The 15177-nt window shown below is 63.8% G+C and carries 12 protein-coding genes; 9 read left to right on the plus strand and 3 right to left on the minus strand.

Annotation, left to right across the window (positions count from 1 at the left end):
• Positions 1-54 precede the first annotated feature (54 nt).
• Positions 55-2565, plus strand: coding sequence for a TonB-dependent siderophore receptor (locus AC54AF_RS00425; protein ID WP_496634490.1), 2511 nt, complete (start codon positions 55-57; stop codon positions 2563-2565).
• Here AC54AF_RS00425 and AC54AF_RS00430 read toward each other — a convergent pair.
• Both AC54AF_RS00430 and AC54AF_RS00435 read right to left on the minus strand, forming a co-directional pair.
• A complete protein-coding gene (locus AC54AF_RS00430; RefSeq protein ID WP_496634492.1) occupies positions 2520-2897 on the minus strand; it encodes a SirB2 family protein in 378 nt (125 codons plus the stop codon). The two genes, AC54AF_RS00425 and AC54AF_RS00430, sit on opposite strands and share 46 nt — an antisense overlap.
• 84 nt (positions 2898-2981) lie before the next feature.
• Positions 2982-3428, minus strand: a complete 447-nt coding sequence (locus AC54AF_RS00435; RefSeq protein ID WP_496634494.1) for a GNAT family N-acetyltransferase — start codon at positions 3426-3428, stop codon at positions 2982-2984.
• A 283-nt stretch (positions 3429-3711) separates the two neighbouring features.
• Here AC54AF_RS00435 and AC54AF_RS00440 point away from each other — a divergent pair, with 283 nt between their 5' ends.
• From AC54AF_RS00440 to AC54AF_RS00450, 3 genes are read left to right on the plus strand one after another with little or no spacing between them, the layout of a single operon-like run.
• Positions 3712-4956: an MFS transporter gene (locus AC54AF_RS00440; RefSeq protein ID WP_496634950.1), complete on the plus strand. Its 1245-nt coding sequence runs from the start codon at positions 3712-3714 to the stop codon at positions 4954-4956.
• Positions 4953-6338, plus strand: a complete 1386-nt coding sequence (locus AC54AF_RS00445) for a NarK family nitrate/nitrite MFS transporter (RefSeq protein ID WP_496634496.1) — start codon at positions 4953-4955, stop codon at positions 6336-6338. Before AC54AF_RS00440 ends, AC54AF_RS00445 begins: the two co-directional genes overlap by 4 nt.
• Positions 6339-6392: 54 nt before the next feature.
• Positions 6393-7088, plus strand: a complete 696-nt coding sequence (locus tag AC54AF_RS00450; protein WP_034781617.1) for a carbonic anhydrase — start codon at positions 6393-6395, stop codon at positions 7086-7088.
• On the opposite strand, the gene AC54AF_RS00455 is transcribed toward AC54AF_RS00450, so the two are convergent.
• Positions 7074-7445, minus strand: coding sequence for a ribonucleotide reductase subunit alpha (locus AC54AF_RS00455; RefSeq protein WP_496634498.1), 372 nt, complete (start codon positions 7443-7445; stop codon positions 7074-7076). The genes AC54AF_RS00450 and AC54AF_RS00455 overlap by 15 nt on opposite strands.
• A 244-nt stretch (positions 7446-7689) precedes the next feature.
• Here AC54AF_RS00455 and AC54AF_RS00460 point away from each other — a divergent pair, with 244 nt between their 5' ends.
• From AC54AF_RS00460 to AC54AF_RS00480, 5 genes are read left to right on the plus strand one after another with little or no spacing between them, the layout of a single operon-like run.
• Positions 7690-11388 carry a nitrate reductase subunit alpha gene (locus AC54AF_RS00460; protein ID WP_496634500.1) on the plus strand — a complete coding sequence of 1233 codons (3699 nt, stop codon included), beginning with the start codon at positions 7690-7692 and terminating at the stop codon, positions 11386-11388.
• Position 11389: 1 nt separating this feature from the next.
• On the plus strand, positions 11390-12940 hold the full coding sequence (narH, locus tag AC54AF_RS00465) for a nitrate reductase subunit beta (protein ID WP_496634502.1): 1551 nt from the start codon (positions 11390-11392) through the stop codon (positions 12938-12940).
• Positions 12941-12949: 9 nt separating this feature from the next.
• Complete coding sequence (gene narJ / locus AC54AF_RS00470) at positions 12950-13618, plus strand: nitrate reductase molybdenum cofactor assembly chaperone (protein ID WP_496634503.1); 669 nt, start codon at positions 12950-12952, stop codon at positions 13616-13618.
• Positions 13619-13645: 27 nt separating this feature from the next.
• Positions 13646-14332 (plus strand): respiratory nitrate reductase subunit gamma, encoded by a 687-nt coding sequence (gene narI / locus AC54AF_RS00475; protein ID WP_121669281.1) that lies wholly within the window; start codon positions 13646-13648, stop codon positions 14330-14332.
• Between the two features lie 15 nt (positions 14333-14347).
• Positions 14348-15094, plus strand: coding sequence for a peptidylprolyl isomerase (locus AC54AF_RS00480; protein ID WP_496634506.1), 747 nt, complete (start codon positions 14348-14350; stop codon positions 15092-15094).
• The last annotated feature ends 83 nt before the right edge of the window (positions 15095-15177 follow it).

Raw genomic sequence — 15177 nt, forward strand, 5'->3', positions numbered from 1 at the left:
GTGAACCCTTCATTCACTTTCAGGAAAACAGTCCGCATGCTCAGCACAACACCTATGTACGCTTCTTCCGCTTCCGCTTCCACCGTATGCCGCCGCAGCGTGGCGGCGCTGGCCGTCAGCCAGGCCCTGTGGCTGCTCGCCGCCAGCGGCGCCTTGGCTGCCGCACCTATTGCACAGGCAGCCAATGCGGCTCGCATCGAACTGGCGATACCCGGCGGCACCCTGGAACAGGTGCTGGTGCGCTTCGGCCAGGAGACTGGCACCATGATTTCCTACCAGGCCGCCGCGCTGGCGGGCAAGCGCAGCGTCGGCCTGACGGGCAGCTACAGCGTGCCCGAGGCACTGGGCGCCATCGTCGCCGGCTCGGGCTTGCGCGCCGTGCCGCAGGCAAATGGCGGTTATGTGCTTGACGTGGCAGCGGCCGATGGCGGCCAGACCATGCCCGAAATGAAGGTCAGCGCCAGCTTTGATGCGAACGGCGCGACGGAAGGCAGCGGCTCGTATACGACGCAGAGCATGCGCTCAGCCACGCGTCTGGGCCTGTCCGTGCGCGAGACGCCGCAGGCCGTCAGCGTGATCACGCGCCAGCAGATGGATGACCAGAATCTGCAGACGGTGGAAGAGGTGCTGCAAAACGCGGCCGGCGTGGCCATCAACCGCTACGACAGCGACCGTACCTCATTCTTCGCGCGGGGCTTCTCCATCGCCAGCTATCAGTACGACGGCATTCCCACCACGGTCGACAACGCCTACAACGTAGGCGACAGCACTCTGGACATGACGGCCTACGACAGGGTCGAGATCGTGCGCGGCGCCACGGGTCTGCTGACGGGCGCCGGCGAGCCATCGGCCACCATCAACCTGGTGCGCAAGCGCGCGTCGTCGAGGCAGCCGGCCGGCGCGGCGGCCCTGAGCCTGGGTTCATGGAACAATGCGCGCGCCAGCGCGGACCTGTCCACGCCTTTGACTGCGGACGGCAAGGTGCGCGGGCGGGTCGTGGCCAGCTACCAGGACAGCGAATCGTATGTGCATCTGTATCATGGCAAGAAGGCCATGGCCTACGCCACCGTGGAAGCGGACCTGGCGCCCGGCAGCGTGCTGATTGCCGGCTATGAATACCAGGATAACCGTCCGCGCGGCGGCATGTATGGCGGCTTGCCGCTGTGGTATGCGGACGGCGAACGCGCCACGCTTTCCCGCTCCGCCACCACGGCGACCACCTGGAGCCGCTGGTTCAGCACCAGCCAGACGGCCTTCTTGCGCCTGGAACAAAGCCTGGGCAGCGGCTGGAACCTGACGGCCATGCTGAATCACGGCTGGGGCGATTATTCGGCGGCCGAGCTCTTCGCCAATACCTGGCCGGACAAGGCCACGGGTCAGGGCGTGACGGGCTACGCCGGGTTTTACTCGGGCACGCGGCGCCAGGACAGCGTCGACGCCTATGTGCAAGGGCCGCTGCAGCTGCTGGGGCGCACGCACGACCTGGCGTTCGGCGTCTCGGGCAGCAACCAGTTCTCCAGCAATCCGGGGATTGCCGGCAGCAGCGTCGATTACGGCAATTTCCATCAGTGGCGGGGCGTGACGCCGGAGCCAGACTGGAATGACCCGAATTTTTCGCGCTGGAAGCTGCTCGATACGGTGCAGCAGCGCGGCATCTACGGCACGGCGCGCTTTTCGCTGGCCGACCCCTTGAAACTGATCGTCGGCGCGCGCTACAGCCGCTACAAGGCCGACCATGTTGACGACTGGGGCGGCAGCTACGCGTATGCCAAGCATGCGGTCACGCCGTATGCGGGCCTGGTATGGGATATCGATGCGCAGCATGCGCTCTACACCAGCTACAGCAAGATATTCAAGCCGCAGGGCTACCAGGACCGGTTCGGCCGCTACCTCGACCCCGTACAGGGCAAGAATCTGGAAGCGGGCGTGAAGGGCGAGTATTTTGGCGGGCGGTTGAACGCGGCGCTGGCCGTGTTCCGCATCGCGCAAGATGGCCTGGCGCAGGAAGACACTGGCCATTTTGTCGGCAATTCGCTGACGCAGGCGTATTTCGCGGCATCGGGCACCACCAGCAAGGGCGTGGAACTGGACGTATCGGGCGAGCTGGCGCAGGGCTGGAACGTATCTGCCAGCATGTCGCACGCGGCGGCCGAGGACAACACGGGCGCGCGCTTGAACAGCTATGTGCCGCAAACACTGGCGCGCGTGTTTTCCACCTGGCAGCTGCACGGCGACTGGCGCGCCTTGTCCGTGGGCGGCGGCGTGAACTGGCAGAGCGGCGCCCACCGCGACGCCACGGGGCCGACGGGGCCGACGGGCACGCAGCGCGTGGAGCAGGGCGGCTATGCCGTGGCCAGCCTGATGGCGAAATACGCGCTGTCGCGCCAGCTGTCGCTGCAGGCGAACATCAACAACCTGTTCGACAAGCATTACTACAGCCAGCTTGGCATGTACAACCAGGGTTACTGGGGGGGCGCCGCGCAACGCCAGCGTCACCCTGCGCTACCTCTTCTGATGCCTCACAGTGGCCAGGCCTGCTTGGTCACAGCCACCGCGACGATGTAGGCGAATACCAGCACGGCGAGCGCGAAGGCGGTGCCGCGCACGGCTGGCGTCTTGCCCCGTTTGAGTGCGATGGTGCCCAGCACGATGTAGGCCACCAGCGCGCACAGCTTGGCGGCCAGCCAGGGCTGGCTGCCCGGCGACTGGCCGCTCCACACGGCCAGGGCGATGGCGCTGGCCAGCAGGGCCGTGTCGACCAGGTGCGGCAGGATTTTTACCCAGCGCTGCTGCAAGGCGGGCGAGGCGCGCAGCATCCAGGCGCCGCGCAAGAGGAAAAGACAGCCGCTGGCGGCGGCGCAACCCATGTGGAAGTGCTTGAGACTCAGGTAATCCATGCGGTGACTTTACAGGCGTTGACAATGGCGCCAGCATAGCCGCCTTTGGCGCGCCGCGCCATATGCCGTCGGGAGGACGCGCAATCAGCGGCACCATTTCACGTACACCAGCTCCGGATCGCCTTCATCTAGATGCTCGATCCGGCCGCTGCGCACGAAGCCCGCGCTGGCGAACAGCCGTTGCGCGGCGCCGTTGGACTGGTTCGTCGAGGTGAACAGTTTCTCTGTCCGGCATGCGTCTGCGGCGGCGGCCAGCAGGCGCAGTCCCACGCCGCGCCGCTGCTGGCCGGGAGCGACCACCACCAGCGAGACAAAACCGTAGCAGAAGAAGTCCTCGTGCGTGAGCACATAGCCGGCCACCTGGCCGGCGCGGATGGCCACCTGGCTGTGCCCCTTGCCCACGGCGGCGCGCACGGCATCGCCACGCTCCGGGTGCGCCTGTGCATACGCGTCGCAAGCCAGCATGGCGTCCATATCGCCAGCCTGGGCCACGCGGGTGACGATTTCATCTGCCTCCGTTCTGTTCTCCATGCCGCTCCCTGTTGTGCCGGTGCCGAGTGTGCCAAAAATATATCCGTTTGTAAAACACCCGCCATCCAGCCTAGGTCCGCGTGCCTGTATCTAGTCACTTTTGCCGATGCGGCTATCCAGATTGCCTTTCCAGAATCACCCTGTGGCCGATAGTGCCTTTCCCCGCTGCCACGTAAGCTGGTCGGGACGGCTGGCCAGACGGCCAGTGCATTCATGGAGAAACATCGTGGCTACCCTAGATGGCACTAAGAACAACAGTAGTAACAAGGCAGTCGAACCCGGCATGCGGCGCAAGCAGTTTTCCGTATTGGTCAGCAGTACCTTCGCATTTACCATCTGCTTTGCAGTCTGGATGATGTTTGCCGTGCTGGGCATCCCCATCAAGACCAGCCTGGGTTTGACTGAAACACAATTCGGCCTGCTGGCCGCCATGCCCGTGCTGACTGGCTCCCTCGTGCGCGTGCCATTGGGCATCTGGACGGACAAATACGGCGGACGCCGCGTCTTCTTCTGGCTGATGCTGGCCAGCGTGGTGCCGATCTACCTGATCTCCTACGCCACCGCCTACTGGCATTTCCTCGTGCTGGGCATGTTCGTGGGTCTGGCGGGCGGTTCGTTTTCCGTAGGCACGCCCTACGTGGCGCGTTGGTACGAGAAGGAGCGCCGCGGCCTGGCGATGGGCATCTTCGGCGCCGGCAACTCCGGTTCCGCGCTGACCAAGTTCGTCGCGCCGGGCATCGTCGCCGCCTTCGGCTGGCAAATGCTGCCGAAGGTGTATGCGGTGGCCATGCTGGCCACGGCCATTATCTTCTGGCTGTTTTCGTACACGGACAAATCGCACCTGGCGCCATCGGGCGAAAGTTTTTCGGCGCAGATGAAGGTGCTGAAGGACCCGCGCGTGTGGCGCTACTGCCAGTACTACTCGGTGGTGTTCGGCGGCTACGTGGCGCTGGCGCTATGGATGACGAAGTACTACGTGGCCGAATACGGCTTTGACCTGAAGCATGCGGCGCTGCTGGCCGCCTGCTTCTCGCTGCCGGGCGGCGTGCTGCGCGCGTTTGGCGGCTGGATCTCCGACAAATACGGTGCGGCGAAGGTCACCTGGGCCGTGATGTGGGTGTGCTGGGTGTGCTTCTTCCTGCTGTCGTATCCGCAAACGCAGATGGTGATCGAGACCGTGACGGGGCCGCTGGCTATCCACATCGGCCTGTCGCCGCTGTGGTTCACCGTGCTGCTGTTCATCGTCGGCATCGCCATGGCCGTGGGCAAGGCGTCCGTCTTCAAGTTCATCGGCGATGATTTTTCCGACAACATCGGCGCCGTTTCGGGCGTAGTCGGCCTGGCCGGCGGCCTCGGCGGCTTCATCCTGCCCGTGATGTTCGGTGCCCTGGTGGACTTCACCGGCGTGCGTTCGAGCTCCTTCATGCTCCTGTACGGCACCGTCTGCGTTTCCCTCGTCTGGATGTATTTCTCGTTCAAGCCGCTGCGCGCGGCACCTACCAACCAACTCGCAGGAGCTAAAGCATGAGCCGCTACATGATCGATACGTGGGAGCCGGAAACCCCGAGCTTCTGGCAAAAGACGGGCAAGGCCACGGCCGCGCGCAATCTGTGGATTTCGATTCCCGCGCTGCTGCTGGCGTTCGCCGTGTGGATGGTGTGGAGCGTGGTGGTGGTCAACCTGCCCAACATCGGTTTTACCTACAGCAATAACCAGCTATTCTGGCTGACGGCCTTGCCGGGCCTGTCCGGCGCCACCTTGCGCATCTTTTATTCGTTCATGGTGCCGATCTTCGGCGGCCGGCGCTGGACGGCCATTTCCACCGGCTCCCTGCTGATTCCCGCCATCGGCATCGGCCTGGCCGTGCAGGACGTGAACACCGGCTATCCGACCATGCTGATCCTGGCGCTGCTGTGCGGCTTCGGCGGCGGCAATTTCGCCTCGTCGATGGCCAACATCAGCTTTTTCTATCCGAAGGCAAGCAAGGGCTTCGCGTTGGGCATGAATGCGGGCCTGGGTAACCTGGGCGTGTCGGTGGTGCAGTTCGTCGTGCCGCTGGTGATCACCTTCGCCGTCTTCGGCGCCTGGGGCGGCGATTCGCTCACCTGGGTCAAGAATGGCGTGAGCAAGGACATGTGGCTGCAAAACGCGGGCTTCATCTGGGTGCCGTTCATCGCCTTGTCCACGTTGCTGGCCTGGTTCGGCATGAATGACCTGGCGTCGGCGAAAGCATCGTTTTCCGAGCAGGCCGTGATCTTCAAGCGCAAGCACAACTGGCTCATGTGCTGGCTGTACACGGGCACCTTCGGTTCCTTCATCGGTTATTCGGCCGCGTTTCCGCTGCTGATCAAGATCCAGTTCCCCGACGTGAACCCGCTCGATTACGCCTTCCTCGGCCCCCTGGTCGGTGCGCTGGCGCGCGTGGCCGGCGGCGTGATTTCCGACAAACTGGGCGGCGCCCGTGTCACGTTATGGTCGTTCCTGCTGATGATAGGCGCCGTGCTGGGCGTGCTGTACTTCATGCCGCAAAGTGGCGCGGGTGGCAGCTTCAGCGGCTTCTTCTGGATGTTCATGCTGCTGTTTGCCGGCACGGGTATCGGCAATGCGTCGACCTTCCGCATGATCCCCGTGATCTTCTTGACGGAACACCAGCGTGCGGCGGCCGGCAAGGGCAAGGCGGCGCAGGAGCAGGCCATCGTTGACGCCAACAAGGAAGGAGCGGCTGTCCTGGGCTTCACCTCGGCCGTGGCCGCGTATGGCGCCTTCTTCATCCCGAAAAGCTATGGCACGTCGATTGCGCTGACGGGCAGCCCCGACGCGGCCCTGTGGTGCTTCATCGGCTTCTATGTCAGCTGCATCGCCATCACCTGGTGGTGCTATGCGCGCAAGAATGCGCCGATGCCTTGCTAGTTAGAACGCCTGGCAAGTCGTTCTTGCCAGGCGTTCAGGAAATGAGAGTATGTGATGGAAGAACTGGAAAAATTCGTCAACGGCTTCAGCCTGTTTCAGCAGCAGTATTTCAGCGAGCCGCAAACCTTGTACGACAGCCTGCGCGACGGACAGCGTCCCTCGACCTTGCTGATCGGCTGCTGCGATTCGCGCGTCGACCCCATGCTGCTGACGGGCAGCGACCCGGGCGACATGTTCGTCGTGCGCAATATCGCCAACCTGGTGCCGCCGTGCACGCCCGATGCGCCGCCCGGCGTCAGCTCGGCCATCGAGTTTGCCGTCTGCAAGCTCGAAGTGGCCAGGGTCATCGTGCTAGGACATGCGCGCTGCGGCGGCATCCGCGCGCTGCTGGAACCGCAGCCGCGCGCGGAAGGCCAGGAAACGGACTTCGTGGGACAGTGGATGCGCATCGCCGAACCGGTGGCGCAGCGTGTGCGGCGCGAGCTGGCGCACCGCTCGTCGGCAGAGCAGCACCACGCGTGCGAGCTGGCCAGCATCCTGCAGTCGCTGGACAACCTGCTCACCTACCCATGGCTCAAGCGCAGGGTGGAGCAGGGGGTGTTGAAATTGCACGGATGGTATTTCGACATCGACAGCGGGGCGCTGATGGCGTATTCGGCGCGCCAGCAGCAGTTTTTGCCGCTGGTCTGTCCGATCGAACGGGCGCGCCATTTGCATGAGCGCCCGTGGCCGGATTCAGCTAAAACGTAACAAATCCCCGCTGCGGTCAAACGCCAGCAGGCTGTCGATGCGGCCTTGCTCGATGGCCGTCACCATGGCGCGCAGGGGCGCCTCGCATTCCTGCGCGGCGGGCGGTTGGCCGTCCTGGCCAGCCAGTCCTGCCACGAAGACCACGTCCCAGTGCGTCTGCATCTGTTTCGATTCCTCTTTCAATGTCTCGAAGCTGTCCAGTTCCTCGGGCAGCTTGTCGGCGCACATCACGGGCGTGAGGGACTTGCCCTGGCCGCCAGGCTGGGCCTGCGCCTGGGTAAAGGTGAACAGCAGGCGTTGCGGCTGCTCCTGGTCGCGGGCGCTGCGCAGCAGGCTGGCGTAATCGGTAATCGACATGGTGCTCTTTCTCTGTGTTGAACGATGACGACAGGTATACCGCAGCACGGTCGCGGCGCCCATAGGCAATAGTGACTATCCGGGTGACTACGCGTCTATGCATTCCTGGTGCCGGAAACCGACTTCTTGCCAATACCGCCGGGCAGGGCGCATCGATAGACTGTTTGTATCGACGCTTGAGCCATCCTGCTTGCAGCGTTTTTATGACCTGGCGCCGCTCCTGCGGCGCATGTGTGGAGGTAGCATGAGTCACTTTCTGGACCGTCTTAAATTTTTTAGCAAGCCCGCCGAGCCGTTCTCGAACGGCCATGGCACCGTGGTCGATGAAGACCGCACCTGGGAAAACGCCTACCGCCAGCGCTGGCAGCACGACAAGATCGTGCGTTCCACGCATGGCGTGAACTGTACCGGCTCGTGCAGCTGGAAGGTGTATGTCAAGAATGGCCTGATCACCTGGGAAACCCAGCAAACCGATTACCCGCGCACGCGGCCCGACCTGCCCAACCACGAGCCGCGCGGCTGTCCGCGCGGCGCCAGCTATTCCTGGTACGTGTATTCGGCGCAGCGCGTGAAATACCCGATGGTGCGCGGCCGCCTGATGGAAATGTGGCGCGAAGCGCGCAAGACCATGGATCCCGTCACGGCCTGGGACTGGATCAGCCAGGACCCCGTGCGCTCGCAGCAGTACAAGTCCATCCGTGGCCTGGGCGGCTTCGTGCGCGCCACCTGGGAAGAATCGAATGAAATCATCGCCGCCGCGAATGCGCTGACGATCAAGAAATACGGCCCGGACCGCATCGTCGGCTTCTCGCCGATTCCCGCCATGTCCATGGTCAGCTATGCCTCCGGCACGCGCTACCTGTCGCTGATCGGCGGCGTGGCCCTGAGTTTCTATGACTGGTACTGCGATTTGCCGCCAGCCAGTCCGCAAGTGTGGGGCGAGCAGACGGACGTGCCGGAATCGGCCGACTGGTACAACTCGACCTATCTGATGGTGTGGGGCTCGAACGTGCCGATGACGCGCACGCCGGATGCCCACTTCTACACGGAAGTGCGCTACAAGGGCACGAAAACCGTGGCCATCTCGCCCGATTACGGCGAAATGGTGAAGTTCGGCGACATCTGGCTGGCGCCGAAACAGGGCACGGACGCCGCGCTGGCGCTGGCCATGGGCCACGTGATCCTCAAGGAATTCCACTCGGAAGGGCAGAGCGCCTACTTCCGCGAGTATGCGCGCCAGTACACGGACTTCCCCATGCTGGTCCTGCTCAAGGAGCATAACGGCACCCTGGTGCCCGATTACTTCCTGCGCGCTTCGCACCTGGACAACAACCTCGACGAAACCAACAATCCGGAATGGAAAACCCTGGTCATCGACGAAACCACGGGTGCGATTACCGCGCCGGCCGGCTCCATCGGCTTCCGCTGGGGCGAATCGGGCAAGTGGAACCTGGAACAGAAGGCCGGCGGCAGCGGCGTGCCCATCGTGCCGATGCTGTCCATGATCAACGACAGCGACGCCGTCACGGAGGTGGGTTTCGCCTACTTCGGCGGCAAGGATGCGTCCGACATGCTGCTGCGCAAGGTGCCGGTGAAAACCATCCGCCTGGCCGACGGCACGACGGGCCTGGTCACCACCGTGTTCGACCTGACCCTGGCCAACTACGGCATTGACCGCGGCCTGGGCGGCGAGAACGTGGCGGAAAGCTATGACGACGACGTGCCCTACACGCCGGCATGGCAGGAAAAGCACACGGGTGTGAAACGCGCCGACGTCATCACCGTGGCGCGTCAGTTCGCGCAAAACGCGGACCAGACGCGCGGCAAGAGCATGGTCATCGTGGGCGCCGGCCTGAATCACTGGTACCACATGGACATGACCTACCGCGGCATCATCAACATGCTGATGATGTGCGGCTGTATCGGCCAGTCGGGCGGCGGCTGGGCGCATTACGTGGGCCAGGAAAAACTGCGTCCGCAAACTGGCTGGACGCCTTTGGCCTTCGCCCAGGACTGGGTGCGCCCGATGCGCCAGATGAACGGCACCTCGTTCTTCTATGCCCACACGAGCCAATGGCGCCATGAAAAGCTGGAAACGGGCGACATCGCCTCGCCATCGGCGGCCGGCGGCACGGGCGACCTGACCCTGCTCGACTACAACGCCAAGGCCGAGCGCATGGGCTGGCTGCCATCGGCGCCGCAGCTGCAAACCAATCCGCTGGAAGTGGCCAAGGCCGCGAAGGCGGCAGGGCAGGCGCCGGCCGCGTATGCGCTCGACCAGATCAAGGCGGGCCAGCTGCAGTTCTCGTGCGACGATCCGGACAATCCGGCCAACTTCCCGCGCAATATGTTCGTCTGGCGCTCGAACATCCTCGGCAGCTCGGGCAAGGGCCATGAGTACTTCCTGAAATACCTGCTCGGCACGCAGAATGGCTTGCTCAGCGACGAAGACGACTGCATCACGCCGAAACAGGTGAAAGTGCGTCCCGCCGCCGAAGGCAAGCTCGATCTGCTGGTGGTGCTGGACTTCCGCATGTCGACCACCTGCCTGTATGGCGACGTGGTGCTGCCGACGGCCACCTGGTATGAAAAAGATGACTTGAACACGTCGGACATGCATCCGTTCATCCACCCGCTGTCCGAAGCCGTGCAGCCCTTGTGGCAATCGAAGTCGGACTGGGAGATATACAAGGGCATCGCCGAGAAATTCTCGGAAATCGGCGGCGAACTGCTGGGCACCCAGCAAGACATCATCCTCACGCCGCTGATGCACGACACGCCGGGCGAACTGGGCCAGCCTTTCGATCCCAAGGACTGGCGTGCCGGCGAATGCGACGCCATCCCCGGCAAGACCATGCCGAACATGACGGTGGTCGAGCGCAATTACCGCGACGTCTACAAGAAATTCACCTCGATCGGCCCGCTGCTGGAAAGCATCGGCAATGGAGGCAAGGGCATTTCCTGGAAAACGGGCCATGAAGTCGACGTGCTGCGCGGCATCAACCGCACGGTGCTCGAAGAGGGCGTGTCGAAGGGCCAGCCGCGCCTCGATACGGCCATCGATGCGGCCGAGATGATCCTGTCGCTGGCGCCCGAGACGAATGGCCACGTGGCCGTGAAAGCCTGGGCCGCGCTGTCGGCCATCACGGGACGCGAGCATACGCACCTGGCGCTGCCGCGCGAGCATGACAGCATCCGCTTCCGCGACGTGCAGGCGCAGCCGCGCAAGATCATTTCCTCGCCCACCTGGTCGGGCCTGGAAAGCGAAGAAGTCAGCTACACGGCCGGCTATACCAACGTGCATGAACTGATCCCATGGCGCACTCTGACGGGCCGCCAGCAGTTCTACCAGGATCACCTTTGGATGCGCGACTTCGGCGAAGGGCTGTGCGTGTACAAGCCGGCCATCAACACGAAGACGACGGAAGCGCTGCTGGGCACCAAGCCGAACGGCAACAAGGAACTGGCGCTGAACTTTTTGACGCCGCACCAGAAGTGGGGCATCCACTCCACGTATTCGGACAACCTGCGCATGCTGACCCTGTCGCGCGGCGGACCGCACGTGTGGCTGTCCGAGACCGACGCGAAGACGGCCGGCATCGTCGACAACGACTGGATCGAAGTGTTCAACGTGAACGGCAGCCTGACGGCGCGTGCCATCGTCAGCCAGCGCATTCCGGCCGGCATGACGATGATGTACCACGCCCAGGAAAAGATCATCAATGTGCCGGGCGCGGAGATGACGGGCAAGCGGGGCGGCATCCATAACTCGGTGACGCGCGCCGTGCCCAAGCCGACGCACATGATCGGCGGCTACGCCCAGCTGGCGTACGGCTTCAATTACTACGGCACGGTGGGCTCCAACCGCGATGAATTCGTATTGGTGCGCAAGATGAACAAGGTTGACTGGCTCGAAGGCCCGTTGCAGGAAGAAGGAGCATAGTATGAAAATCAGAGCGCAAATCGGCATGGTGCTGAACCTGGACAAGTGCATCGGCTGCCACACCTGTTCCGTCACGTGCAAGAACGTGTGGACCAGCCGCGACGGCGTCGAGTACGCATGGTTCAACAACGTCGAAACCAAGCCAGGCATCGGCTATCCGAAGCAGTGGGAAAACCAGGACAAGTGGAACGGCGGCTGGCGCCGCACGGACTCTGGCAAGATCGAGCCGCGCCAGGGCAGCCGTTTAAAGATTCTGGCGAATATCTTCGCCAATCCGAACCTGCCCGCCATCGACGAGTACTACGAGCCGTTCACCTACGACTACGAGCACCTGCAAAGCGCGCCGCTGTCGCAGACGCCGCCGACGGCCCGTCCGATCTCCGTGCTGACCGGGAAAAAGATGGAGAAAATCGAGTGGGGTCCGAACTGGGAAGATGACCTGGGCGGCGAGTTCGCGCAGCGCAGCAAGGACAAACTGTTCGACAACATGCAGAAGGAGATGTACGGTACCTTCGAAAACACTTTCATGATGTATCTGCCGCGCCTGTGCGAGCATTGCCTCAATCCGACGTGCGTGGCGTCTTGCCCGTCCGGCTCCGTGTACAAGCGCGAAGACGACGGTATCGTGCTGATCGACCAGGACAAGTGCCGCGGCTGGCGCATGTGCATCTCCGGTTGCCCGTACAAGAAGATTTACTACAACTGGTCGTCCGGCAAGGCGGAGAAGTGCACCTTCTGCTTCCCCCGCATCGAAGCGGGCCAGCCTACCGTGTGCTCGGAAACGTGCGTGGGCCGCATCCGCTACCTGGGCGTGCTGCTGTACGACGCCGACAAGATCGAGGCTGCCGCCTCCGTGCCGCAAGAGCAGGACCTGTACCAGGCGCAGCTCGACCTGTTCCTCGACCCGCACGACCCGGCCATCATCGCCGAGGCGCGCCGCCAGGGCATCCCTGACCTTTGGCTGGAAGCGGCCGTCAAGTCGCCCGTCTACAAGATGGCCGTCGAGTGGAAGGTGGCGTTCCCGCTGCATCCCGAGTACCGCACCTTGCCGATGGTGTGGTACGTGCCGCCGCTGTCGCCGATCCAGGCGGCCGCCGAATCGGGCAAGCTGGGCGTGAACGGCATGCTGCCGGACACGCAAAGCCTGCGCATTCCCGTGCAGTACCTGGCCAATCTGCTGACGGCCGGCGACCAGCCGCCCATCGTCTCGGCGCTGGACCGCATGCTGGCCATGCGTGCCTACATGCGCAGCAAGACGGTCGAGAAGGTGGAGAACCTCACGGTTCTGAAACAGGTGGGCCTCACCAAGGCGCAGGTGGAGGACATGTACCACATCATGGCCATCGCCAATTACGAAGACCGCTTCGTCATCCCCAGCAGCCACAAGGAAATGGCCGAGGACAGCTTCAACGAGAAGGGTTCGTGCGGCTTCAGCTTCGGCAATGGCTGCTCGGACGGCACCAGCGAACCGACCTTGTTCGGCAAGAAAAAACACGGTTCGGCCATCTTCATGCAGATGCCGAAGTCGCGCAAAACGGCGCCCGGCGCTTAAGGAGCTCATATGGAACACGCTATGCATCACTACCAAGTCCTTTCTCGCCTGCTGCTGTATCCCGAGCCAGAACTGATCGCGCACCTGCCGCAGCTCGACGCTGCGCTGGCGGGCGTGCCGGAGCAGCACGCGCTGCTGCGGCCCTTGCTGGCGCACCTGGAAAGCAGCAGCCTGATCGACCTGCAGCAGCAGTACGTGGCCACGTTCGACCGCAATCCCTCGCACTCGCTGCACCTGTTCGAGCATATCCACGGCGAATCGCGCGACCGGGGCCAGGCCATGGTCGACCTGATGGAGGAATACAAGCGCCACGGCCTGCAGATGGTGGGCGACGACTTGCCCGACTTCGTGCCGCTGTTCCTGGAATTTCTGGCGCAGCTCGACGAGGAAGCTTCGGCGCCGCTGCTGGGCGACGCCGTCCACGTGCTGGCGCACGTCGGCCGCAAGCTGACGGCCAATGGCAGTCCGTATGCGCCCGTCTTCACGGTGCTCGAACGCCTGAGCCCCGTGGCGGCCGAAATGCTGGCCGAGCCGCCCGTGCGCGACATGGATGAAGCGCTGGAAACCTTCGGGCCCGGTGCGGACGGCGTCGAGCCCTTGCTGCGCCAAGGTCTGGGCCAGGTTCCGGGCGGCGTCCATCCCGTGCATTTTCACCCGCAGCCGCGGCACGCCGCTTGAATCGCGTCCGCATGAGGAGAATACATCATGAGTAATTACTTGCATCAATTTGTGTATGGCATTTATCCATACATCGCGCTGGCCATCTTTTTCCTGGGCAGCCTGATCCGCTTCGACCGCGAGCAATACACGTGGAAGTCCGATTCCAGCCAGCTGCTGCACCGCGGCAGCCTGCGCCTGGGCAATATCCTGTTCCACATCGGCATCATCGGCCTGCTGTTCGGCCATGCTGCCGGCTTGCTGACCCCCGTCTGGGTGTGGGATACGCTGGGCGTGTCGCACAGCCTGAAGCAGGGCGTGGCCATGGCGGCCGGCGGCGTGATGGGCGGCCTGTGCCTGGCCGGCATCCTGATCCTGCTGGCGCGCCGCTTCGGCAATGCACGGCTGCGCGCCGTCACCACGGCCGGCGACAAGCTGGTGATGGTGTGGATCTTGCTGACCTTGCTGCTGGGCCTGTCGTCGATCTTCGTGTCGGCTTCGCACATGGATGGCCACATGATGGTCTTGCTGATGAACTGGGCGCAGCACATCGTGACCTTGCGCGGCGACGCCGCCAGCTTCATCGTCGATGCGCCGCTGGTGTTCAAGCTGCACCTGTTCATGGGCATGTCGCTGTTCGTCATCTTCCCGTTCACCCGCCTGGTGCACGTGTGGAGCGGCTTCGGCGCCATCGGGTACCTGGGCCGTGCTTACCAGCTGGTACGCCGCCGTTAATAAAGGAGCTAGATCATGGGAATTTCCGTCAATGGCATCGATATCGACGATGCCGACATCGCGCAGGAACTGCCGCATCACGACGGCGCCGGCAATCCGCTGAAACAGGCCGTGCATGAACTGGTGCTGCGCCGGCTGCTGCTGGACGAGGCCGAACGCCTCGGCGTGCAGGGCGGCAGTATGGACGACCGGGTCGAGGCGCTGTTTGCGCAGGAAGTGCGCGTGCCGCCCGCCGACGATGCGGCTTGCCGCACCTTTTATGCGCAGCGCCCGCAGCTGTTCCGCAGCGGGGCGCTGGTCGAGGCGCGCCACATCCTGTTCCAGGTGACGCCGGAGGCGCCGTTGGAGCTGGTGCGCACGACGGCGCAAGCCGTGCTCGAGGCCATCAAACTGGCGCCCGAGCGCTTCGGCGAACTGGCGGCGCAGTATTCGAACTGCCCGTCCGGCGCCTTGGGCGGCAACCTGGGCCAGCTGTCGCCGGGCCAGAGCGTACCGGAGTTCGACGCGCTGCTGTTCCGCCTGGAAGCGGGGGCGCTGGCCGCGCACTTGCTGGAAACGCGCTTCGGCTACCACATCGTGCAAGTGCTGCGCCGCGTCGAAGGCCAGGCCATCCCGTACGAAGCGGTGCAGGCGCAGATTGCCGACCGCCTGTCGCGGGCCGCGTGGCAGCGCGCCGTGCACCAGTACCTGCACTTGCTGGTGGGGCGCGCGGAGATTGCGGGCATCGAGCTCGAAGGCACAGCCAGTCCGTTGCTGCAATAGTCCGGAAGGCGTAGGCCGCTAGGCCTTCTGGGGCACAGCCAGATCGTGTCCCAGCCTTTACAATCACGAAAGAATCAGGAGTA

The organism is Janthinobacterium sp. JF4 (genome assembly GCF_059617925.1).

Bases quoted from the DNA above. Each gene is read 5' to 3' on its own strand.
- AC54AF_RS00455 (WP_496634498.1), bottom strand. From the start codon at position 7,445: ATGTCGATTACCGATTACGCCAGCCTGCTGCGCAGCGCCCGCGACCAG.
- AC54AF_RS00445 (WP_496634496.1), top strand. From the start codon at position 4,953: ATGAGCCGCTACATGATCGATACGTGGGAGCCGGAAACCCCGAGCTTC.
- narH (WP_496634502.1), top strand. From the start codon at position 11,390: ATGAAAATCAGAGCGCAAATCGGCATGGTGCTGAACCTGGACAAGTGC.
- AC54AF_RS00440 (WP_496634950.1), top strand. From the start codon at position 3,712: ATGCGGCGCAAGCAGTTTTCCGTATTGGTCAGCAGTACCTTCGCATTT.
- AC54AF_RS00435 (WP_496634494.1), bottom strand. From the start codon at position 3,428: ATGGAGAACAGAACGGAGGCAGATGAAATCGTCACCCGCGTGGCCCAG.
- narJ (WP_496634503.1), top strand. From the start codon at position 12,950: ATGGAACACGCTATGCATCACTACCAAGTCCTTTCTCGCCTGCTGCTG.
- AC54AF_RS00460 (WP_496634500.1), top strand. From the start codon at position 7,690: ATGAGTCACTTTCTGGACCGTCTTAAATTTTTTAGCAAGCCCGCCGAG.
- AC54AF_RS00480 (WP_496634506.1), top strand. From the start codon at position 14,348: ATGGGAATTTCCGTCAATGGCATCGATATCGACGATGCCGACATCGCG.
- AC54AF_RS00450 (WP_034781617.1), top strand. From the start codon at position 6,393: ATGGAAGAACTGGAAAAATTCGTCAACGGCTTCAGCCTGTTTCAGCAG.
- AC54AF_RS00430 (WP_496634492.1), bottom strand. From the start codon at position 2,897: ATGGATTACCTGAGTCTCAAGCACTTCCACATGGGTTGCGCCGCCGCC.
- narI (WP_121669281.1), top strand. From the start codon at position 13,646: ATGAGTAATTACTTGCATCAATTTGTGTATGGCATTTATCCATACATC.
- AC54AF_RS00425 (WP_496634490.1), top strand. From the start codon at position 55: ATGTACGCTTCTTCCGCTTCCGCTTCCACCGTATGCCGCCGCAGCGTG.